The following is a 23,646-nucleotide window of genomic DNA, read 5'->3' on the forward strand; positions in this document are numbered from 1 at the left end:
TCGTAACATTTTAGAAAGTTAAATTGAAACCGAAATTATAAGTTCTCGCATTTACTCTCGGAGCATCCTGATAGAGCCCGTCGATACCTCTGTCGAAAAGAGTGTTGCTACTAACTTCGGGGTCGTACAGGGAATAGCCTGTAATAGTAAACAAATTCTGAACACCTGCAAACAGACGCGCCGACTCTATAAAACCGGTCTTCTTCAGAAGCTTCTTGTCAAACGAATAACCTATCTGCAAATTCTTGCAACGGAAATAAGAACCGTCTTCGATGTAGAAACTACTCGGCAAGCTGTTGCCGCCATTGTAATTATCAGTCTTTGCTATTGGCAGAGAAGTGTCCTTATTGGAAGGTGTCCATGAATTCAAGGCATCCACCAGATTATTATTGTCGTAATTGAAGTAGAATTGATACTTGGCTGCAGCAAATACATCATTGCCTTGCGTTCCTTGGAAGAAAGCTGTCAGGTCCCAGTTCTTATAGCTGATATTCACATTCAAACCATATGTGAAATCAGGAGTCGGATTACCGAGCACTTGCTTGTCTTTTTCATTTATCTCAGATGGCTTCTTAGCTGTACCGTCGGCACCTTGGAACAAGAAATCGCCATCCTCACCTATCCCTACAACCTTATATCCGTAGAAGGAACCGATAGGCAAGCCTTCTTGAGTAATGGTAGGACGGTCGGAGAATTTAGAACTCATCAAGTTGCCACGAATAGGTTGTACTCCTTCGCCTAATTTGCGCACTTTATTTGTCAGGAAAGAAATATTGCCTTGTACATCTACACTCCACTTATCCCATGCCTTGCGATAGCCTAAAGTAAATTCCCAACCTTTGTTTTCTACAGACGCCGTATTATAATAGGGCAAATCTCCATCATTGACAATAATCGTCTGACCGGAAGAAGGAAGCGACTCTAACGGGGCAAGCAAATCATTGTTTCGTCTCATGAAGTATTCTGCCGTAAAATTCAGAGCATTGTCCAAGAAACCCATCTCTACAGCAACGTTAGAAGATACAGCTGTTTCCCAAGTCAGATTAGTTTGAGCCAGACGAGTGACATAGCCATACTGACGCTTGTCATTGAAAATAGTTGGAACCGGCCCGTAAGCCAATGAAAGGAAAGAATAAGGATCAATGAAATTTGCTCCCAATTCACCGTAACTGCCACGGACTTTCAATTTCGACATCCAAGGTACTTGGAAGAATTTCTCTTCATGCACATTCCAACCTACTGAAACTGAAGGAAAGTAGCCTACTCTATTACCCTTGGCAAACTTGGAAGATTCATCACTACGAATACTGAGAGACAATAAATATCGGTTCTTGTAATCATAGTTCAAACGTGCAAAGAAGGAAAGTAAGGCAGAATTCAACTCATTAGAGCCGATAGTTCCCGTACCATTGTAAGTAGTAACAGCAGGAGCTCCTAGATCGCTTACACCGGAATCGATAGACATAGTACGGTAATATTCACGCATCCAGCTGGTACCCAGCAATACATCAAAGGTATGGCCTGAGAATGAACCATTATATGTCAATAAGTTATCAATCGTATAATTAAAATTCTCACCTCTTGATTCGGACAAAGAAGTATAAGGCTGGCTGAAGTGAGAGTCGGGAGTGCCATCCGCATCCCAATAGGAAGCATAAGCAGGAGTATGCGTATATCCATGAGTGTTCAGGTAACTACCTGCCAGATTTAATTTATATTTAATTCCTTTCCAGATGTCTAACCCAATACTCAAGCTACCGGTAATATCGGTCTTCTTTGTATAACTATCTTTTGCATAAATGGAGGCAAGGGGGTTGGTAAGATCCATATTGGTAGTTGAATAACCATCGGCAAGAGGCGTAGAGATATAACGTCCCAAATCATCTTTCACTGGGAGAGTAGGCAACATAATGCTACGACCTGCAGGAGGCGACTGCTTGCTGGTATGCGCCAAAGAGAGATTTTCCGAGATTGTAAAACGTCCTTTCTTATAAGTACCATTGACACGTGCATTATATTTTTCGTAATTGGACTGGATGATAATGCCGTCCTGATTTGTATATCCGATACTTGTGCTGAAGGTAGAGTTCTCGCCTCCACCGGAAATGGCAGCACTCAGGTTCCACATGGCGGCATTCTGATAATACAGGTCTTGCCAATCCGTACTCATATTGGGATTCGTAGGATTCACATTCTGAGGAGCACGATCGAATGCCGGACTGTTATCGGCTACCATATTGGCAAAGCCTCTCCATTGCTCGGCATTCATAAAGTCGAGCATCTTGGTAGGTGTCTGATAAGAAAAAGAGCCATTAATATCAACTACAGTTTTCCCGCTTTTCCCGCTCTTGGTAGTGACCAGTACCACGCCATTGGCGGCACGAGAACCATAAATAGCAGCGGCCGAACCATCTTTCAATATCTCGATAGACGAAATATCATTAGGATTTAAAGAGTTGATTCCATTGTTACTTACCGCACCGTCTACAATGTAAAGGGGTTCGGTAGAACCGAACGTTCCGGCACCACGTATCAGAATACTAACATCGCCGCCTGCCTCACCGCCGTTCTGCAACACTTCTACACCCGGAGTACGCCCTTGTAAGGCGGAAGTAACATTAGAGGTCACCAACTTATTAATTTCTTTTGTTGATACGGAAGCTACCGATGCCGTCATACTGGATTTCTTTTGTACACCGTAGCCAACCACCACCACTTCATCAAGTTGCTCTGCATCTTCTTCCAACGTTACATTTATAGTTGCTTTGTCGCCGACAAGGATTTCTTGCGTTTTATAGCCGATATAACTAAAGACCAAGGTTGCTCCGGGAGATACTTTCAAGGAGTATTCCCCATCAATGTTCGTAATAGTACCATTGGATGTCCCTTTTTCTTGGATGGAAGCTCCAATTACAGATTCATTGTGGGTATCGACCACCACACCGGTAATCGACTTTTGCTGTGCCAGCGCAATCATGGATGCGCACAGACAAAACAGCATTAATAGATACTTCTTCATAAAATTAGATTTTGAATTATAAATAGGTAAATTTCAGTTAATCAAAGGAGTTCCTCACACAACATACAACTTTTTATCATCATGCGGGGAATGTGGAAAGGTCCTTTAAAGATATTGCCTTTGGCCGGCTGTGCCACCGTACCGTCACGGTGCAGATAGCCGTACCATTCTCCGCATTCTTTATCGGGAAAGCGGGCATAAGTCCAGTCACTTATCTGCTTGTGCATGGCAAGATATTTTTCATCATGGGTAGCCTGATAAGCATAAAGCGTAGCAATAATAGCCTCTGTCTGCGGCCACCAGAACTTCATATCTTGAGAGTAGTCTTGCACCGGAAGGTCACGGCAATCGCGAAAATTAATAATACCGCCGTATTCTTTATCCCAGCCCCATGACCATGACCAGTCAAGAATTTGGAGAGCGGTTTCTACCAACTCCTTGTCCCAATTGCGTTGTTTTGCTTCTTCGAGGATAAACCAAGAGGTTTCGATGCAATGTCCCGGATTGATGAGACGTCCGTTGCAGGTATCAATGAATTCTCCATTCGGTCCTACCATTTCGAGCAACGCCTTGAATTCAGGATGCAGGAAGTAACGACGGATAGCATCGAGGGAATCATTGATTTGTGTGTCGAGTATCGGATCGGAAATGGCTGCCCGAATGCGGGAAGCGGTATTGATGAGAATCATCGTAATGGAGTGTCCACGGGCTTGCAGCGCGGGCAGATACTTCGGTTCCAAGAAGCCGGGGGTGGAAAGGAATTTCTGTATCCTCTTGAAAAGTGCCAATGCTTTTTCTGCATAGCTCTTATCACCTGAAGCAATAGCATATTCGGACATTGCAATAGCTGCAAAACATTCGGAGAAGACATAACGGCGTTTACGCAAAGGTTGTCCGTCTTCGGTTACCTCGAAATACATGTGCCCGTCTTCATCGGCACAATATGCTTCAATAAAGTCGATACAACTCTTAGAGGCTGCCAGCCAGTCCGGATTCTTTGCTATATTGTTATAAGCCAAAGCGGCTATAAATCCGAAACGGCCTTGGAACCAAACAGATTTGGTGGTATCCATCAATCGTCCGTCACGATCAAGGCAAGTATATACACCTCCATGACAGCGGTCGAGTCCGTGCTTCATCCAGAAAGGCATGATATTCTCCGTGAAGTCCTGCCTATAGGATGCGGCCCATGTACTTAAATAGTCTGCTGCATTCATAGTATATCAATATTAAAATTTATTGCAACGGTTGAAGAAGTCAATCGCTTCGAGTTCTGCACCCATACTTTTTTCTTCTTCATCAGTCATATTCTGAAATGGAGTGCGGTTCTTACCCAAATCAAGACCTATCAGTTTCATGATACGTTTGCCGCCTACAATGTTGCCACGGTAATGACAAATGACATTAATGACTTCCTGAGAGAAATTCTGCCGCTCGCGTGCCGTTTCAAGATCACCCGCTTTCCAAGCTTCAATGATACCGACCAACTCACGACCATTGTAATTGGTAGTGCCACCGATACCCCCTTGTGCACCGCCCATAGCAAGGCAAGGTAGAATCGTTTCATCTTGTCCGTGCAGCATATCATACTTACCATTCTTATAAAGACGGCACTGATTATATTCATACAGACTCTCGAAAGTATATTTGATGCCTGCAAAATTGGGAACACGACCATCAACAGCTTCCAGCAATTTTACCATAGGAAGGAAGGCTCCATTAAATGCCGGAATATGATAATAATAGAAAGGAAGATCAGGTGCACCGACTGCTATCTCTTCAATGTACTTCACCAATTCTTCGATACGTCCGATCTTCGGGAAAGGCGGCGCCATGGCACCAATACCCCATGCACCAATCTTTTGAGCATGCTCTGCCAGCATACGGCTCGACTTTACACAACAACTGCCTACATGAACAATGACCTTAAAACCCTCAGGTGCTACAGCTACCCATCGTTCAGCCAATTTCATTCGTTCTTCATCGGTCAGCATATAACCCTCGCCGGAAGAACCATTAATAAATACTCCCTGCAACCCATTCTTTTGAAGCATCCGGGCATAGGCATCAATAGGCTCATAATTCACTTCTCCATTTTCGTAGAACGGAGTAAACGGCGCATCAATCAGTCCAATAATCTTTTCCATAATTCTTTTTATTATATGTTATACGTATTTATTCCATATTATCTGTCTTCGGGCGGAGGAAGTACAATTGAAGTACCAAAGCTATAAGAACAACCACACTCAACATGGCAAAACCTTCTCCCAAGTCTCCCCCGTCAGTCCATCGGCCCAATAATTCGGTTACCGCAGCACCAGCAAAGACGCCCGTCATATTCATTATACCATAAGCCGTTCCACGATGCTTAGCTGATACGAACTGGCAAAGAATAGGCATATTATTAGCATCAAAAATTCCAAAACCAATTCCGAAGAGTAGCCCGGCTCCGACAACAGCCATAAAACTATGACCGAATCCGAGTAACAACAGTGCCGGAACAGTTAAACCCAATCCGATGGCACCGGTGTAGACACGTCCTCGAATGTTCCGCTGCACCCAGCGGTCGGACAAAAGGCCACCAACTATGACGCCGATAAATGAAGAAACTGCAATTGTAATAGTGGATATGGGGCCGGCTTCGGACATCGGAATACCCAAACTTTCAGCAAACAATGTCGGCAACCAGTTCTTCGTTGCCCACCCGGGAAGGCTGGGAGCGGCGAAGTAGAAGAGAATAATCCAAAACGCCCATGTGGATAAGAGAATACTAAGCCCACCAAGCAAGGAAGACTTTTTTCCTCCCGCCTCCGTCAGAGTTTTTTCTTCAACAGCATGAATCGGGTTTTCGCGCAAAGCAAACATCAGAACCAAAGAATAAATAATGCCGATGATGCCAAACCAATGGAAGGTGGAATGCCAGGAGAATATAGCCGCAACCGTAGCACCAAAACCGCCAATAGCCTGCCCTACATATAACCCGGTCATATGTACACCGATAGCCAACGAACGCGATTTTCCCTGATGCCAATCTGCAATAAGAGATAAAGCAGAAGGTATATAGAGCGCTTCACTTATTCCCATTACGGCACGTAGCCAATATAGTTCATGGAAAGTATCAGCATAGCCCATCAGAAAAGTAACAGCCGACCATACAAAAAGACTACCTACAACGAGCCATTTACGATTAAGACGATCGGCAATCATACCGGCTACAGGACTCATAAAACCATAAATCCATAAAAAGATAGCCATCAAAGCCCCAAAAGCTTCAGCTTTGTTCAATTCTACAATATCTGCCTTCATAGCTTCCTGCATAGTAGAAAGCATTTGGCGATCCATATAGTTGAGGAGAGCAACCACCCACAACAGACCTACTACAATCCAAGGATATACATTTCTGTTTTTCATAACGGTTATTTAAAGCTATAATACATTTATTTCTCTGCAAATATAGAAACAGTTTTATTATATACAAAATATTTAATAAATTATTTTATTAAATATGGCATTTAATTTAAAATAGAACTATAAAAACAGCCATACATAGGTCACATAAACAAAAAATGCGGGAAGAATAAGTGATTCATTCTTCCCGCACAACAATCTATTACCTTATTATATATAACTATTGAAAATAGACAAGTCAGATTTTTACCTTAGCAATCAGCTTACGAATCTTCCCACTCCCAATTACCGGAGCATGAGGATCTTCCGGATACACAATCATAAATTGGCCGGGACACAAATCAACCCACATAGTAGGCTGTTCCTTATACAAGGCACAATCCCCTTCTTCATCATAAGGCTTAATCTCATGTCGCACATCTTCAATAGCCTTCCAGCCAATCCTCTCCGAACCCTCCAAAAGAATATGCACATCGATATACTTATGGTGAACTTCGAGCGGTTGCTCGTCCTCCGCAATACATTCCGGATTTATATTCAAAATAAATAAATCATCGCCTTCTATATCTATACGCCCCAATACTGCATGAAGTAAATCATGCTTTTTTATATAATCAAAAAGAGTTTTAAACAAAGGATGAAGCCCTTCCACTCTACTACTGTTCTGCAAATTCGATACAATCATGTTTTTCTATTTTATAGGTTATACATCTAAATACGCGGGCAAATATAGTAATATATTTATTATAATAGAGTAAATTAATAAATTATTTTATTATATAGGATATAAAACAGAATATTATTATCTTTGTAATCGTTCTATAAAGATAAGAGATATGAAACAACAACTTTTAAAAGAAATAGAATCAGGAAGCAAAAATGCTCTTATAAAAAAGAGAATCATTACACATTATATATATAATGGAAGTTCCACTATTACCGATTTATCCAAAGAACTGGATTTAAGTATACCTACCGTTACCAAATTCATTAGCGAAATGTATGAGGATGGTTATATCAATGATTACGGCAAGCTGGAAACCAGCGGTGGAAGACATCCCAATTTATATGGATTAAACCCGGAATCAGGATACTTCATCGGAGTGGATATCAAGAAATTCGCCATCAACATCGGCATAATCAATTTCAAGGGCGATATGATGGAACTAAAAATGAATATTCCATATAAATTTGAAAACACCCCGGAAGCAATGGAAGAACTATGCAGATTAATCAGTTCCTTCATAAAGAAAACGAAGCTTGATACGGAAAAAATATTAAATATAAGCATCAATATATCCGGGCGTGTCAACCCCGAGTCAGGATATAGCTTCAGCCAATTCAACTTCTCAGAGCAGCCATTGGCAGAAGTGCTGACCGAAAAAATAGGATACCCGGTTTGCATAGACAATGATACCCGTGCCATGACTTATGGAGAATATCTACAAGGTTGCGTTAAAGGGGAAAAGAATGTCATCTTCGTCAATGTAAGCTGGGGACTTGGAATCGGAATTATAATTGATGGTAAAGTATATACCGGTAAATCCGGATTCTCCGGAGAGTTCGGACATGTGAATGTATTTGATAATGAGATACTGTGTCACTGCGGAAAAAAAGGATGCCTGGAAACGGAAGCATCCGGTTCGGCACTGCATCGCATTCTGTTAGAGCGCATCAAAAACGGAGAAAGCTCCATCCTATCAAACCGTATTAATATAAAAGAGGCTCCTCTTACTCTGGACGAAATCATTGCAGCGGTGAATAAGGAAGATTTGCTCTGTATAGAGATCGTAGAAGAAATAGGGCAAAAATTAGGGAAGCAAATAGCCGGATTAATTAACATTTTCAATCCAGAGATGGTAATTATAGGAGGAACCCTATCGTTAACCGAGGATTACATTATCCAACCCATAAAAACCGCAGTGAGAAAGTATTCATTGAATCTGGTAAACAAAGATTCGGTTATCATGACCTCCAAACTAAAAGACAAAGCAGGCATTGTGGGTGCCTGCATGCTTGCACGAAGCCGGATGTTCGAGAGCTAAAGCTCCGACATCCGCTTCATAAATGCTTTCGCTCCTTCCACATCAGAAGATGCCGGTGCCCACGAGGCTACATCTTCAGGAGAAAGTGGCGCATAAGGGCCATTTTTAACTTCATAAATAACAGTACCAGATTCCAAAGGAATGACACTATGCCACGTACCGGCAGGAATCTCCAAGCCAAACTTCCCTTCAGCAGGGCAAAGCTTAACCTTCTCCGTCACATTCCCAGCTTCGTCATAAAAAAATGCCAGCAAGCTTCCACGCAAAACCACATAAGACTCAATCTTATCCGTATGACGATGCGGAGGGAGGTAAGTACCCGGTTCCAAAGCATTCAGCAGACGGTGTATAGGAGCATCCATCGTAGCATGGAAATTATAGTTCATGCGCAAACGAGGATTCTCTTTCGCCTGGGAAGTGACAGTGTCCAACAATTCTTCTGTTATCAGCTTCATCATTACTTTAGCAATTTTAGAAACTTTGAAGGAAGTTCGGCTTTATCAGCTTCTATAGCTAAACTATTACCTTCACTATCTACCAATAAAGCAGCTTTATGCGAAGAAACCAATGACGCCATTCCTTCAACATCCCCTGCTACAAATAAGCATCCGGAGAAAAGAGGAATAATCACTTCTCTGGTTTGTCCGTTCCACTTCACAAAGACTGCCTGCATCGGGCAGTATGTGGTATATCCGGCAGCATCCAAACACTGCATCAACTTATGTTCCGACTTAGGTGCTGTATGCAACGCATGCCAGCATATCGTATTATTATCCGTTATCATATCGTTTGCTTTTTCCATCCCTTTAATAAATCTTTTACAAATAATATCCAGCCTACACTACCAACACCTGCTAAGAACATAAAACCGATCAGTATCATCATCTTATTAGGCTTTGCCGGTTTCAAAGGCACTGTGGCAGGTTGAACAACGGTATATACCGGAGTAATCTCCTGCACCTTAGCCCTTGCCATCTGCAATTGCTGAGATACTTGCGTATATACCTGATATGCTAAATTCATCTCATTTTGCAGGCGTTCTTGTTCTGCACGGTAGCTTAACAAAATGATATTCTGGTTAGCATCTACAAAATTAGCATATTTTTTCTGAGCTGCTTCATAATTAGTCTTTGCCTCTCCATAAAGTTTCTCGGTAAAGGCTAAGTCATGACGGGCTTTGTTTGTTCTATAGTCTGTTATATAATTCTGCAGGCAATGCATCACAGTATCAGTCAACGAAGCAGAAATTAAAGGATCCTGCATTGTAACGGATAATGTAGTGACACCTGTCTTCTTATCCACTGATATGGAAATACGTTTACTCAAGGCATCTGCAATAGCAGCTTCTTCCCGAGTAAGCTGGAAAGGATCAAGCTTTGAATCTCCTTCTTCCGGCTTTTCCTTAAACAAGGACACCGTCCACCCTAAAGCTTTAAAAGGAGCAGATACTACTGCACTCCACCACGGAGCCCGCTGATTATCTTTCAGATAGGCATACAAAGTAGTATCTATTTTTTCTTTCTGATCCTTCACTTTCACATCGAACAGTTCGATAAGAAAAGGAGTGGAACTTACGATATCAGGATAAAGATCCGGCGACAATGCATCTTCACCGGAAGAACTTCCCAAATTGATACCTGCCATAGCAGCTAAAGCACCCATACTGCCTCCACCGGACTTACCACCACTTTCAGGAGCCAGCGTCACACTTGTCGAGTACTCTCTGGGAATACTGAATGCAACAACCAAGCCGACAAGAGCAGCAATACCGCATGCCTTAAAAACCAATTTACGACTAGCCCAAACCTTTTGGGCAAGCTCAATCAAGTCTATCTCTTGCTCCTCAGGTTGCTGAGGAATTGTATTCTGTATTTTGTCTTCACTCATAATTCCAATTACTTAAAGAGATTTACCATCGTCGCAATCATTGCAGCAATAGAAGCTGTCGTACTACCCATACCCAAAATTTCAGCAGTGCTCATTTTCCGTTTCTGCTCCTTGCTTGGAACAATTATCTCGCAACCAGGCTCAATAGCACTTGAATTTCCAGACCTCAAACGAGATACCGTACCATTCATATAAACCACATAAGCCTTACGTTTCTTTGCATTATTGGAAAATCCACCAGCTTGGTTAATGTAATAACGTAAACTTTCACCTTTCTTGTACAAGACTGTATTCGGGTACATAACGGCACCATTAATTTTCACAGTACTCACATATTCCGGCACAAATAATACATCACCCTCGCGCAACACCATATCATAGTCCGAACCCGGATTCTGCAATGCCTTTTCCAAACTGATACCCACCGAGTAAGTATCAGACAAATCCAACTGTTTGATAGAGATAGAGTCTCCGGCTCCCATTTGTGCCATACGCAAAGCATCCTCTTTGCGACGAAGTTCTTCTTCCGTCATTTTACGTATCAAACGGGCACCTCTCGCATATGCATCAGGAGTTATTCCACCAGCTTTAGCAATCAAATCACTCAAACGTTCATTCTTTTTCGACAAAGCATAGCTGCCACTAAAGAGCACTTCACCACCTACTATAACATTCTGTTGCTTATGATAAGACGGGCTCCGACGTATATAAACCTCATCAAATGGTTCAAGATGAAAATCTCCACTTCCTTCACCTACCAACAAACCATCCTTCAAATCAAAAGAAAAGTTCTGGCCTATTGTTGTACTGAACGTTGCACTCTTAGGCTCTTTTACACGACGCGCAACCTCAACCTTGACTGTAGCTGCAGCTTCCAACAAGCCACCTGCCTGCAGCACAAGGTCTTCTACCGTCATATTATCAGAGTAGAGATATGTACCAGGCTTAGCGACCTGCCCATGAATGGTAAGCGTTGCTTCTTCCTTTAAATCATGAATACTTGGGATATATAAAATATCATTTTTCTGCAAAGGAATATCAGCCACAGTTCCATTCATCAAACCTTTCACATCCACTTGAATGATTTCATGTGTCAAATCCTCATTCTCACGGTCAATGATTGCACGATTCAAGAATGCATCTCCACGTACACCCTCAGCCTGCTTTATCAACTGTTTAACTGTATTCACAGTTCCGTTCAACTGATACAGACCGGCACGGTATACAGCTCCACGAATTTCTACACGATTCTCGAAACGCTGCAAAACAGAATCCACTGTTATCATATCACCATCGTCTACACGAAATACGGAATAATCCATTTCATCCACATTATAGATCTGGTGTTCACGTCCGGTTTTACGGACGAGGCGGATCGCTTTTTTATAAGCATCACCCGTAAAGCCACCTGCATACTTCAGCAATGTACCTACCGTTTCTGTAGATTTCATTTCGTAGAACATCGGGCGTTTAACTTTACCAAGTATCTGCACCAATGACTGATATGGATCTACAAGGATGACATCACCATCTTGCAGACGCACATCTACTTGCATTTTGCCTTTCATCAATAAATCATAAACATCCAAATCGGCAACCACATTTCCATTACGTACTACCTTGATACTACGCAAACTACCAATTTTGTTTATGCCGCCTGCACTGTATAGAGCATGAAATACAGAAGCAAAAGATGAAAGGGTATATGTTCCGGGAACCAAAACCTCACCCATAACATTTACCTGAATGGAACGAATTTCTCCCAGCGTTAATTTCACCTGGGTAGAAGGAGCATCTCCGGTTACACCCGAATAGATTCTGGAAAACTCTGTTTTCAGATAGTTATTTGCTTCTTTCACAGTTTTACCGTTCAAGTAAACCGGTCCTAAGTTATTAACAAGAATACTCCCTTCCGGTGAGATTTTCTGCCGGATCGTTGTTTCGGAAGCTCCCCAAACATCGATGATAACTTCATCTCCAGGACCTAAACGATAATTCTCGGGAGTTGCAACATTGACATTAGGTTCAAAAGTCAGATTCTCATTGGTAAAAATGTTATGACCAAAGATTTGTTGAGTCGGATTTATCACCTCTTTAGGTAAGGGCTGATTATTTATTTGCAAGGAATCAAAAGGCATAACAGCCTGCTCACTACCGCTTAATTCGGTAGTGGCACGTATACCTCTGCTACCGTCCATCTGCGGACCACGCTGACGGGAGCGTGCCCCATTTTGAGTATTATCCTGCTGATTCCCCGATTTGGAGCCTTCATACTTTTTTTGTATTCTCTCAACCTGCTCCTTGGTTACTCCGCGACGCATCAATTCAGCTGTAATCTGTTTTTGGTTTTTGCCCATCTGCTGAGCGCTCTTTACATACTGAATGACTTGATCATCTGACATTTGTTGAGCCAAAGCCACTCCTGACAAAGTAAATATCAAGAAGAATAATGTTATTAATCTACGCATAAGATATTCCGATTAATCTTTAGAGTTCTTGTAATAAATATAAATCGGGCGCAAAGGTAATATATTATTTTTATAATATACATTTATTCCACTGCTAAGTTTCAGAAAAAGCATTAAAAAGTTTTCTCTTCGACAAGCCCGGTTACAGCAGAAAAATTCATCAAATCTGGTATCTTTTTTTTCATTTCATCGATCAAAGTCGCCGTTTTTTCAGTATAACTATGTGCAATCAACCGCGAAGTCATATTTTGTATCCGTTCATAATCATATACAGACGAAACTTCACGCATTATCTTTTCATGAAACGTCGGTTCCAAAGGAGTACCGCTTTCTCCTTCAAATATATATACTTCTCCAGTATCCCCCATTACCCCTGCTTCTAAAACAAGCATACAAGCTTCGGGTAAAGTCATCAAACTACGGGCTTTCTCCGGATATACATCTCCAAAACGAACGACAAGCAAGCTTGTACTTTCTTCACCCCTATCACGCAGGTACTGCCCATAAGACTGTACATATATTTCCGCCAGACGTTTACTGTACCCCATAGCATTATCAAGACATACGGCTTTATCCGTGGATATCAGCACCATACGGCATACCTTATATTTTACAGCCAGATTAGTTACGTTTACAGTTCCTAACAGATTAGCCTGAATAGCTTCCGATGCATAATCTTCCATTAATTGTGCATGCTTATAAGCAGCCGCATGGAATACAAGTTGAGGTTGGGTTTCTTTAAAAATAGCCTCCATACGAGTGCTGTTGGCAACATCGGCAACCAGCACGCGAACATCTAAATTCTTCCAATGATCAGAAAGTTCCAACTGCACATCATACAAAGGAGACTCAGCCTGATCGACCAAGATCAACTGATAAGGGTTCAAAGCAGCCAGTTGACGGACAATTCCCCGCCCTACAGCTCCGGCAGCCCCCGTTATCATAACCCTACGTCCTTCCACATGAGCAGTAATCTTCCGCATGTCAAGCTTCACCGGATCTCTCCGAAGCCAATCTTCTATCTGAATATCCTTTAACAACCCGTCGTCCATACAATCACTCAATGGAGGAAGTGTTATCACATGGATATCATGAGAAAGCAGCTTTTCCAACATGCCCGACTTTTCCAAATCCGCAACTTTACTTGGAGAAATAATGACCGCTTGCACATTCTTCTTCTTCATGCACTCAAACAACCGATCATCATTAGCATACACCCGGCACCCCATAGTATGTTTGCCCACCATATCAGGTTCGTCAGAAATAAAACCGCGCAGACGATAATGATTGCTGCGAGTGACCCGCAAGGATTTCGCAACATTTACACCCGTCCCATGAAATCCGTAAATAAAAACATTCACACAATGACGGGCATCGAAGGCTATAGCTTCATAAAGCATCTTCACTGCTATGCGCAGGCACGCCATGGAGGAAAATGTGAGAATATACGCCACAAACAGAATGCCGTTAGGCAAAGTTTCTCCCAAGCCAAAAAGAGACCAGCTAAAATTAGCCAATGCCAACACTCCATAACTCAACGTTAGGCTCAAGAAGACACGATAAATATCGACAAAGGAAGAAAAGCGGATCACTCCCACATAAGTATGAAGCAAATGAAAGAAAAAGACATTGCATGCTACGGCAAGAGTAATCATCCAAATATATAAAGATGCTTTATACGATATGGATGACAGTCCAAACTGCAGGATACACGCAATAAGCATGGAAATTATCACAATAATCACATCCACTAACAAGACAGTCCATTTGGATGCAATACGAGAAGAAAGATATTTATAATATATTTTAAAATTCATAACCAGTATCAGACTTAATATTCTGCAATGTTGAACTACAAAGATGGTTCTTTTCACTTTATTATCCAAGTTATTTCAAGGAAAAAATATCAAGTCGAATCATGGGAGCAAGTACCCGACCGAAATATTTCTAAAAAATCTGGCGATTCTTTTTGCATTTTCAAATAAAGATGTACCTTTGCACCCCGTAAACAAAAGCTTACTGCCGCTATAGCTCAGTTGGTAGAGCAACGCATTCGTAACGCGTAGGTCGCCAGTTCAAGTCTGGCTAGCGGCTCACTTTAAAGGCTGATATTCATTTACTGAATATCAGCCTTTTTTCTTCCCCAAACAGACCAAAAGCCCCCTAATGAATGATTTCAGAAAACATTGCAGCAATGATTTCAGAACTTATTGCAGCAATGATTTCAGAGAACATTGCAATGATGATACGGATTATCCAAATTCTTGCTAACTTTGCCCGACTAAATACAGCAAAGACGAAATGGAAAAGAAAAAGAAAAGAATGCTTCTCGGAGCATTGGCGGCATTGATTCTTATTGGTGCAGCTTGTGCAGGAGCGGTATATTATTATCTGTTTGCGCCCCAGTTCCATCCACAAAAAACAGCGTATATCTACATCGACCGTGACGATACGGTGGATTCTATATATAATAAGGTGAAAGTTCAGGGACATCCCAAAAGTTTTACCGGATTCCGCTGGATGGCCAAATACCGGAAATACCCCCAAAACATACATACCGGACGCTATGCCATACGTCCGGGAGAAAGCGTTTACCATGTCTTCAGCCGATTCTACCGGGGATATCAGGAACCGATAAATCTGACAATCGGCAGTGTGCGAACGCTGGACAGGCTGGCACGCAGCATAGGGAAACAGCTGATGATTGATTCCGCTGAAATAGCCCAAGTGATGAACGACTCCGCCTTTCAGCAAAAATTGGGATACAACCAGGCAACCATGCCTTGCCTTTTTATCCCCGAGACTTACCAGGTTTACTGGGATATGAGTGTAAAAGATCTTTTCGAGCGAATGCAGAAGGAACACCAGAGGTTTTGGAATCAAGAACGATTGGACAAAGCCACTGCAATCGGTCTGACGCCCGCTGAAGTATGTACCCTGGCTTCCATCGTCGAGGAAGAAACCAACAACAACCCCGAGAAGCCAATGGTAGCGGGACTCTACATCAACCGCCTTCACAGCGGTATGCCTTTGCAAGCCGACCCAACGATCAAGTTTGCCCTGCAAGATTTCGGCTTACGGAGAATCACCAACGCGCATCTTGGTATCAATTCACCTTATAACACCTATCTCAATGCCGGTCTGCCTCCCGGCCCGATACGTATCCCCTCTCCCATCGGACTGGATGCTGTGCTGAATTATACAAAGCATAATTATATTTACATGTGCGCCAAAGAAGACTTCTCGGGCACCCACAACTTTGCATCCAACTATGCCGAACACATGAGAAATGCAAGAAAATACTGGAATGCATTAAACGAAAGAAAGATTTTCAAGTAATCTGATGATAAAATAAAAGCAAAATCCTATATTTGCGTCAAATATTAAAACCATGACTAACATTAAACAATCAAATATGAGCAAGCAACTCTTACTTGGCGATGAAGCCATTGCACAAGCTGCATTAGATGCCGGCCTTTCAGGCGTGTATGCCTATCCCGGTACTCCTTCTACGGAAATAACAGAATATATTCAGATGGCACCGATTACTGCCGAACGAAACATCCACAATCGCTGGTGCTCCAACGAAAAAACTGCTATGGAAGCAGCCTTAGGCATGTCGTTTGCAGGTAAACGTGCGTTAGTGTGCATGAAGCATGTGGGCATGAATGTGGCTGCCGACTGTTTTATCAACTCTGCCATTACCGGTGTAAAAGGCGGTCTGATTGTCATTGCAGCCGACGATCCAAGTATGCACTCCTCACAGAACGAGCAGGACAGTCGTTTCTACGGCGATTTTTCATTGATTCCGATGTACGAACCGAGCAACCAGCAGGAAGCCTACGATATGGTATATAATGGTTTTGCCTTCTCCGAGCAGACAGGTGAACCCTTGTTGATGCGCATGGTTACACGCCTGGCCCACTCCCGTTCTGGCGTAGAAAGCAAAGAACAGCAACCACAAAACGGCGTTTCATTCAGTGACGATCCGCGTCAGTTCATCTTATTGCCTGGAAATGCACGCAAGCGCTACAAAGTTTTGCTGCAACGCCAAGATGAATTCATCAAAGCCTCCGAAAACTCTCCATACAACAAATATATTGACGGACCGAATAAGAAGTTGGGTATCGTAGCTTGTGGCATTGGCTACAACTATTTGATGGAGAACTATCCTGACGGTTGTGAATATCCGGTATTGAAAATCGGCCAATATCCACTTCCCAAGAAGCAATTGATGCAACTGATAGAAGCATGCGACGAAATTCTGGTACTGGAAGACGGACAACCCTTCGTTGAAAAACAACTGAAAGGATATCTTGGCATCGGAATAAAAGTAAAAGGTCGCCTGGACGGTACACTCTCGCAAGACGGTGAGTTGAACCCGGACAGCGTTGCCCGCGCCGTAGGCAAAGAAAACAAGGCCGAATTCAGCGTACCTTCTCTCGTAGAGATGCGCCCGCCTGCATTGTGCGAAGGTTGCGGCCATCGTGATATGTACACGGTACTTACGCAAGTATTGAAAGAAGAATATCCTGCTTATAAAGTATTCAGCGACATCGGTTGCTACACATTGGGAGCCAATGCCCCGTTCAATGCCATCAACTCTTGTGTAGATATGGGAGCATCCATCACAATGGCCAAAGGAGCTTCGGATGCAGGTGTACACCCGGCAGTGTCTGTAATCGGCGACTCTACATTTACCCATTCGGGCATGACCGGACTACTGGACTGCGTCAACGAAAATGCCAACGTAACCATCGTCATTTCAGATAATGAAACCACCGCCATGACCGGAGGACAAGATTCTGCCGGAACCGGACGTTTGGAAGCTATCTGCGCAGGTATCGGAGTAGCTCCGGAACATATCCGTGTCGTAATTCCTTTAAAGAAGAATTATGAAGAGATGAAGCAGGTGATACGCGAAGAAATCGAATATCGCGGTGTATCCGTCATCATCCCCCGCAGAGAATGTATCCAAACATTAGCACGTAAAAAACGAAACAAGTAAAACCATGAAAAAAGACATCATACTCTCCGGTGTGGGAGGACAAGGTATCCTCTCTATCGCCACCGTAATCGGTAAAGCAGCCCTCAAGGACGGATTATACATGAAACAGGCAGAAGTGCACGGTATGAGCCAACGAGGTGGTGACGTACAATCCAACCTGCGCATCAGTGACCAACCCATTTCGTCCGACCTTATCCCTACAGGCAAATGCGATCTCATCATTTCATTAGAGCCAATGGAAGCCCTCCGTTACCTCCCCTATCTGAGCCCCGAAGGCTGGCTGGTGACTAACGAAGCTCCCTTCATCAATATTCCGAATTATCCGGCTGAAGAGGACATAAAAGCCGAAATCAACAAGCTGCCGCACAAAATCATGCTGAATGTCAACGAAGTGGCCAAGGAAGTAGGTTCCACCCGTGTAGCCAATATCGTACTGCTGGGTGCAACTATCCCTTTCCTCGGCATCGACTATGTGAAGATACAAGATAGCATTCGCGAAATCTTCCAGCGCAAAGGAGATGATATTGTAGAAATGAACCTCAAAGCACTTGCTGCCGGCAAAGATATCGCAGAAAAATTGATGTAATAATTAATCTTTTTAATACCATGAACGACAAATACTGGGAAGAAGAAATCGAAACCATGCCCCGGGAGAAGCTGCGCGAGTTGCAGCTTCAACGGCTAAAAAAGACGGTCGGCATAGCAACTAATTCACCTTATTACAAAAAGGTATTCCAAGAACACGGAATCACAGCCGACGAGATACGGTCTGTAGAAGATATACGCAAAATACCGTTTACCACCAAAGCCGACATGCGTGCCAATTACCCTTTCGGACTGGTAGCAGGCAATATGCGTGAAGATGGTGTACGTATCCACTCTTCCAGTGGCACAACGGGAGCACCAACCGTCATTGTGCATTCCCAACACGATCTCGATTCCTGGGCAAATCTGGTAGCCCGCTGTCTCTATACAGTAGGCCTGCGCAAGACGGATGTATTTCAGAACAGTTCCGGCTATGGTATGTTTACCGGAGGATTAGGTTTTCAATACGGTGCCGAACGTCTCGGAGCATTGACTGTTCCGGCAGCAGCCGGCAACAGTAAGCGCCAGATTAAGTTCATTACGGATTTCAAGACAACCGCCCTTCATGCCATACCCAGCTATGCCATCCGCTTAGCCGAAGTATTCCAGGAAGAAGGCATCGATCCAACCAGTACCAGTCTGAAAACCCTTCTCATTGGCGCTGAGCCCCATACCGACGAACAACGCAAGAAGATTGAACGTATGCTTGGCGTCAAGGCTTACAACAGCTTTGGTATGACCGAGATGAATGGTCCCGGCGTAGCATTTGAATGTACAGAGCAAAACGGCATGCACTTTTGGGAAGACTGCTATCTCGTTGAAATCATTGATCCTGAAACCGGTGAACCCGTTCCCGAAGGTGAAATCGGCGAACTTGTATTGACCACACTCGATCGCGAGATGATGCCGCTAATACGCTACCGTACACGCGACCTCACCCGCATTCTACCAGGGCAGTGTCCTTGTGGACGTACTCACCTCCGCATAGACCGAATCAAGGGACGCAGTGATGACATGTTTATCATCAAGGGAGTAAATATCTTCCCCATGCAAGTGGAAAAGGTATTGGTGCAATTCCCGCAACTGGGCAGCAATTACCTCATTACCCTCGAGACTGTCAACAACCAGGATGAAATGATTGTAGAGGTAGAACTTAGCGATCTCTCTACAGATAACTACATTGAACTGGAGAAGATTCGTAAGGCGATAACACGCCAGCTGAAAGACGAGATTCTGGTAACTCCTAAGTTACAGTTGGTAAAGAAAGGCTCGTTACCTCAGAGCGAAGGAAAAGCCGTCAGAGTAAAAGACTTACGAGACAATAAGTAAACTTATCCGTATCGCCTCACGCAGTTACCTGCGTAAGCACACACACTTAACTGCGCGAGGCGACGGACTTACCTGTAGTAAAAGTACAGATATTTCAATAAAACAGAAAAAGGAACGGTAATTTTGATTGATTACCGTTCCTTTTTTATAGAAAGCCGCACCGATGATGTGATGAAACTCCGTATGACATGATTTGAGCGCTCGTCCTCTTTGTAATCCACCGACTCAAGAGTTACCCCGAAGGGCGTGGCCCGCCATTGAGAAGCGAAGCTTGTCTCGGTATTTCATAAAAATTGATGAGTTTCCCGATCCAATCAATGCGGCTATTTTTTCTATAACAAAGGTAATGAGTTTCTGTGAAAGAAACAAGAAAAAGTAGTAAATTGTTTCTAATTCTTTCCGGTTTTAACCTCCGTTCCTATTCCTTAAAAACAAAAGGTGCTGACTACCAAACAAGTAATCAGCACCCTGTAATTTATCAGCGAACTGCTTTTTATGCAGCTTTTGCTTTAGCAACGATTGCTTTGAAAGCTTCCGGATGGTTCATCGCTAAATCAGCCAACACCTTGCGGTTGATCTCGATACCTGCTTTGTGCAAAGCTCCCATCAACTTAGAGTAAGACATACCTTCCAAACGAGCGGCAGCATTGATACGCTGAATCCACAGTGCACGGAAGTTTCTCTTCTTATTCTTACGGTCACGGAACGCATAGGTCAAACCTTTTTCCCAAGTATTCTTGGCAACGGTCCAAACGTTCTTTCTTGCACCAAAGTAACCTCTGGTCAATTTCAAAATTTTCTTTCTTCTTGCTTTAGAAGCAACATGATTTACTGATCTTGGCATAGTTTTACTTGTTTTTGAATGTTAGCGCCGTTACTTCACGCAGCGGACTTAAGGCTAATGCATTCGGTTAATAACTTTAATTTTAGTACGCTTTTTGTTTACTTCATTGCTAAGAGTTCCTTAACCTGGCTTACATTCGTTATATCAACGGTTGTAGAGTAACACAGATTTCTCTTTTGCTTTTTAGTCTTCTTAGTCAGAATGTGACTGTGAAAAGCGTGCTTTCTTTTGATTTTACCTGTTCCGGTAAGAGTAAATCTCTTTTTAGAACCGGAGTTAGTCTTCATCTTTGGCATCTTACTTATTTTTAAATTATTTAAATTATATGGCAACGCACTATACCTATGGCGTTACTCATTTCTTTATTCTTCTTCTTGCTCTTCAGCTGCAGCAGCCTTCGATGCATTATCTGCAGGCTTCGGCGTAGCAACCTTCTTCGGTGCAGCGGTCTTTTTCGGAGAGAGCTGGATAATCATCCTCTTTCCTTCCAAAACCGGCAACTGATCTACCTTTGCATAGTCTTCCAAATCATTGGCAAAACGAAGCAGTAAAACCTCTCCCTGTTCTTTGAACAAGATGGAACGTCCTTTAAAGAACACATAGGCTTTCACCTTGTCGCCATCTTCCAAAAAGCCTTTGGCATGTTTCAACTTAAAGTTATAGTCATGGTCATCTGTCTGAGGACCGAAACGTATTTCCTTTACGTTAACTTTTACCTGTTTTGCCTTCTGCTCCTTCTGACGCTTCTTTAACTGATAAAGAAATTTAGAGTAATCGATAATACGACAAACAGGGGGTTCTGCATTTGGAGAAATCTCCACGAGATCCGCTTCGTGCTCTTCGGCAAGTCTTAATGCCTGAGCTATCGGATACACTTTGGCTTCCACTTCGTCGCCCACTATGCGGACTTCTTTGGCACGGATCTGCTCATTGATCCGGTGTTGCCCTTTTAAGCTGTCATTCTTCATTAAATAACGTTTACTTCCAGTTTGTTTCTTATTTATTACTCCCAAATTAATTATTTATGTTAAGTAAAAGCTGTCTTTAGAACATCTAATATATGCTATGCTTCTACAATTGGGCGCAAAGTTACCATTTATTTATCATATTCTGAACTTCTTCGTTCATTTTTTTAGCGAAATCTTCAAATTTCATGGTTCCTTGATCGCCTTCTCCCTGCTTACGAACAGCCACTTCCCTGTTTTCGGCTTCTTTCTCGCCTACAACCAGCATATAAGGAATGCGCTTCATCTCGTTATCGCGAATCTTACGTCCAATCTTCTCGTTACGCTCGTCCACAATGGCACGGATATCATATTTCTTCAAATACTGTTTTACTTCCTGGGCATAATCATTGAATTTCTCGCTGATAGGCAGAATAGCAACCTGATCGGGTGTCAGCCACAACGGGAACTTACCGGCTGTATGCTCAATAAGTACAGCAACAAAACGCTCCATTGAACCAAACGGCGCACGGTGAATCATTACCGGACGATGCTTCTGGTTGTCAGCACCTGTATATTCCAATTGGAAACGTTCCGGCAGGTTGTAGTCCACCTGGATAGTACCCAACTGCCAGCGACGGCCGATAGCATCTTTCACCATAAAGTCCAGCTTAGGACCGTAGAAAGCAGCTTCACCATATTCGATCTTTGCTTTCAATCCCTTTTCCTCACAAGCTTCGATAATAGCCTGTTCTGCCTTCTCCCAGTTTTCATCGCTACCGATGTACTTCTCACGGTTTACCTTGTCGCGTAGAGAAATCTGTGCTTCGAAGTTCGCAAAATTCATGGATTGGAATACAATGGAGATAATATCCATTACACGAAGGAATTCATCCTTCACCTGGTCGGGACGACAGAAGATATGTGCATCATCCTGTGTGAAACTACGTACACGAGTCAATCCGTGCAATTCACCGCTCTGCTCATAACGGCAAACCGTACCGAACTCTGCCAAACGCAAAGGCAGGTCTTTATAAGAACGGGGTGAGTTCTTGTAGATCATACAGTGGTGAGGGCAGTTCATCGGTTTCAAGAAGTACTCCTCTCCTTCTTCCGGCGTATGGATGGGCTGGAACGAATCCTTACCATATTTAGCATAGTGACCGGAAGTGATATACAGCAATTTATTGCCGATTGGCGGAGTAATGACCTCCTGATAATCGTAACGTGCCTGGATGCGACGCAAAAACTCCTGCAGGCGCAGACGCAATGCCGCACCCTTAGGCAACCACATCGGCAAACCTTTGCCTACCGTATCAGAGAACATGAACAAGTCCATTTCCTTACCAATCTTACGGTGGTCGCGTTTCTTGGCTTCTTCCAATAAAACAAGGTACTCATCCAGCATTTTCTTCTTCGGGAAGGTGATACCGTAGATACGGGTCATCATCTTGCGATCTTCTTGCCCGCGCCAATAAGCACCGGCTACAGAAGTCAGTTTGATAGCCTTGATAGGTGCAGTAGTCATCAAGTGAGGGCCACGACACAAATCGGTGAATGCACCTTGCGTATAAGTAGTGATGTGGCCATCTTCCAATTCAGAAATCAACTCACACTTGTAAGTTTCCCCACGGTCGCCGAACATCTTCAAAGCATCCGCTTTTGCAATATCTTTTCGGACAACAGCTTCCTTCTTGGCAACCAACTCAGCCATTTTCTTCTCAATGACCGGCAGGTCAGCTTCCTTTATTGTTGCCTCTCCCGGATCTACATCATAGTAGAAGCCATTTTCGATGGCAGGACCTATACCGAACTGAATGCCCGGATAAAGTTCCTGCAAAGCCTCAGCGAGCAAGTGGGCACTTGTATGCCAGAAGGCATGCTTACCTTGTTCATCCTCCCATTTGTAGAGAACAACTTCGGCGTCTTGCATGATAGGACGCCCCAAATCATAAATCTCTCCGTTCACACCACAAGCCAATACGTCTTGTGCCAAGCGTGAACTGATGCTTTCTGCAATTTGCAGTCCCGTTACCCCTTCGTTGTATTCACGAACAGAGCCGTCTGGAAATGTTATCTTTATCATAATAGTATGTATATTTCAAATTT

At 43.1% G+C, this 23,646-nt stretch carries 18 protein-coding genes, 1 tRNA gene and 2 pseudogenes; 6 read left to right on the forward strand and 15 right to left on the reverse strand.

What is annotated here, in order from left to right:
- Positions 1-10 precede the first annotated feature (10 nt).
- From AAE250_RS13040 to AAE250_RS13060, 5 genes are all read right to left on the reverse strand, one after another.
- Positions 11-3,019 carry a SusC/RagA family TonB-linked outer membrane protein gene (locus tag AAE250_RS13040; RefSeq protein WP_294600690.1) on the reverse strand — a complete coding sequence of 1,003 codons (3,009 nt, stop codon included), beginning with the start codon at positions 3,017-3,019 and terminating at the stop codon, positions 11-13.
- A gap of 41 nt (positions 3,020-3,060) precedes the next feature.
- Positions 3,061-4,236: an AGE family epimerase/isomerase gene (locus AAE250_RS13045; RefSeq protein WP_294600692.1), complete on the reverse strand. Its 1,176-nt coding sequence runs from the start codon at positions 4,234-4,236 to the stop codon at positions 3,061-3,063.
- A 12-nt stretch (positions 4,237-4,248) separates the two neighbouring features.
- Positions 4,249-5,166: a dihydrodipicolinate synthase family protein gene (locus AAE250_RS13050; protein WP_294600694.1), complete on the reverse strand. Its 918-nt coding sequence runs from the start codon at positions 5,164-5,166 to the stop codon at positions 4,249-4,251.
- A gap of 28 nt (positions 5,167-5,194) precedes the next feature.
- Entirely contained in the window at positions 5,195-6,430 is a 1,236-nt protein-coding gene (locus tag AAE250_RS13055; RefSeq protein WP_294600696.1) for an MFS transporter, read from the reverse strand.
- A gap of 235 nt (positions 6,431-6,665) precedes the next feature.
- Positions 6,666-7,112 carry a YhcH/YjgK/YiaL family protein gene (locus AAE250_RS13060; RefSeq protein WP_294600698.1) on the reverse strand — a complete coding sequence of 149 codons (447 nt, stop codon included), beginning with the start codon at positions 7,110-7,112 and terminating at the stop codon, positions 6,666-6,668.
- 151 nt (positions 7,113-7,263) lie between these two features.
- On the opposite strand from AAE250_RS13060, the gene AAE250_RS13065 reads away from it, so the two are divergent.
- On the forward strand, positions 7,264-8,472 hold the full coding sequence (locus AAE250_RS13065; protein ID WP_294600700.1) for an ROK family transcriptional regulator: 1,209 nt from the start codon (positions 7,264-7,266) through the stop codon (positions 8,470-8,472).
- Here AAE250_RS13065 and AAE250_RS13070 read toward each other — a convergent pair.
- The 6 genes and pseudogenes from AAE250_RS13070 to AAE250_RS13090 all read right to left on the reverse strand — a co-directional run bounded on the left by AAE250_RS13070 (position 8,469) and on the right by AAE250_RS13090 (position 14,644).
- Positions 8,469-8,927 carry a WbuC family cupin fold metalloprotein gene (locus AAE250_RS13070; RefSeq protein WP_294600795.1) on the reverse strand — a complete coding sequence of 153 codons (459 nt, stop codon included), beginning with the start codon at positions 8,925-8,927 and terminating at the stop codon, positions 8,469-8,471. The genes AAE250_RS13065 and AAE250_RS13070 overlap by 4 nt on opposite strands.
- Before the next feature lie 2 nt (positions 8,928-8,929).
- On the reverse strand, positions 8,930-9,274 hold the full coding sequence (locus tag AAE250_RS13075; protein ID WP_294600701.1) for a UpxY family transcription antiterminator: 345 nt from the start codon (positions 9,272-9,274) through the stop codon (positions 8,930-8,932).
- On the reverse strand, positions 9,253-10,359 hold the full coding sequence (locus tag AAE250_RS13080; RefSeq protein ID WP_294600703.1) for a GNVR domain-containing protein: 1,107 nt from the start codon (positions 10,357-10,359) through the stop codon (positions 9,253-9,255). Before AAE250_RS13080 ends, AAE250_RS13075 begins: the two co-directional genes overlap by 22 nt.
- Before the next feature lie 8 nt (positions 10,360-10,367).
- Positions 10,368-12,443, reverse strand: a pseudogene (locus AAE250_RS13085) (SLBB domain-containing protein); the annotation flags it as partial.
- A 113-nt stretch (positions 12,444-12,556) separates the two neighbouring features.
- Positions 12,557-12,827 (reverse strand): annotated as a pseudogene (locus AAE250_RS23640) (capsule biosynthesis protein); the annotation flags it as partial.
- Positions 12,828-12,940: 113 nt separating this feature from the next.
- Complete coding sequence (locus AAE250_RS13090) at positions 12,941-14,644, reverse strand: polysaccharide biosynthesis protein (RefSeq protein WP_294600796.1); 1,704 nt, start codon at positions 14,642-14,644, stop codon at positions 12,941-12,943.
- Positions 14,645-14,848: 204 nt separating this feature from the next.
- Between AAE250_RS13090 and AAE250_RS13095 the strand changes: the two genes are divergently transcribed.
- The 5 genes from AAE250_RS13095 (at position 14,849) to AAE250_RS13115 (ending at position 19,749) form a co-directional block, all read left to right on the forward strand.
- Positions 14,849-14,921: transfer RNA gene (locus AAE250_RS13095), tRNA-Thr, on the forward strand.
- A gap of 207 nt (positions 14,922-15,128) precedes the next feature.
- Positions 15,129-16,166 (forward strand): endolytic transglycosylase MltG, encoded by a 1,038-nt coding sequence (mltG, locus tag AAE250_RS13100; RefSeq protein ID WP_294600707.1) that lies wholly within the window; start codon positions 15,129-15,131, stop codon positions 16,164-16,166.
- Positions 16,167-16,242: 76 nt separating this feature from the next.
- Positions 16,243-17,835, forward strand: coding sequence for a thiamine pyrophosphate-dependent enzyme (locus AAE250_RS13105; protein ID WP_294600709.1), 1,593 nt, complete (start codon positions 16,243-16,245; stop codon positions 17,833-17,835).
- A 4-nt stretch (positions 17,836-17,839) separates the two neighbouring features.
- Positions 17,840-18,421, forward strand: coding sequence for an indolepyruvate oxidoreductase subunit beta (locus AAE250_RS13110; protein WP_294600710.1), 582 nt, complete (start codon positions 17,840-17,842; stop codon positions 18,419-18,421).
- Between the two features lie 20 nt (positions 18,422-18,441).
- Positions 18,442-19,749, forward strand: a complete 1,308-nt coding sequence (locus AAE250_RS13115; protein ID WP_294600712.1) for a phenylacetate--CoA ligase — start codon at positions 18,442-18,444, stop codon at positions 19,747-19,749.
- A gap of 493 nt (positions 19,750-20,242) precedes the next feature.
- On the opposite strand, the gene rplT is transcribed toward AAE250_RS13115, so the two are convergent.
- The 4 genes from rplT to thrS form a co-directional block, all read right to left on the reverse strand.
- Positions 20,243-20,593, reverse strand: a complete 351-nt coding sequence (rplT, locus tag AAE250_RS13120; RefSeq protein ID WP_004289896.1) for a 50S ribosomal protein L20 — start codon at positions 20,591-20,593, stop codon at positions 20,243-20,245.
- A gap of 98 nt (positions 20,594-20,691) precedes the next feature.
- Positions 20,692-20,889: a 50S ribosomal protein L35 gene (gene rpmI / locus AAE250_RS13125; protein WP_004289895.1), complete on the reverse strand. Its 198-nt coding sequence runs from the start codon at positions 20,887-20,889 to the stop codon at positions 20,692-20,694.
- Positions 20,890-20,955: 66 nt separating this feature from the next.
- The gene (infC, locus tag AAE250_RS13130) at positions 20,956-21,561 is read right to left on the reverse strand and encodes a translation initiation factor IF-3 (RefSeq protein ID WP_294600714.1); all 606 of its coding nucleotides are present in this window, start codon (positions 21,559-21,561) and stop codon (positions 20,956-20,958) included.
- A 121-nt stretch (positions 21,562-21,682) separates the two neighbouring features.
- Positions 21,683-23,623: a threonine--tRNA ligase gene (thrS, locus tag AAE250_RS13135; RefSeq protein WP_294600715.1), complete on the reverse strand. Its 1,941-nt coding sequence runs from the start codon at positions 23,621-23,623 to the stop codon at positions 21,683-21,685.
- Between the last annotated feature and the right edge of the window lie 23 nt (positions 23,624-23,646).

This window comes from Bacteroides sp. GD17 (assembly GCF_038448625.1).
Lineage (GTDB): Bacteria > Bacteroidota > Bacteroidia > Bacteroidales > Bacteroidaceae > Bacteroides.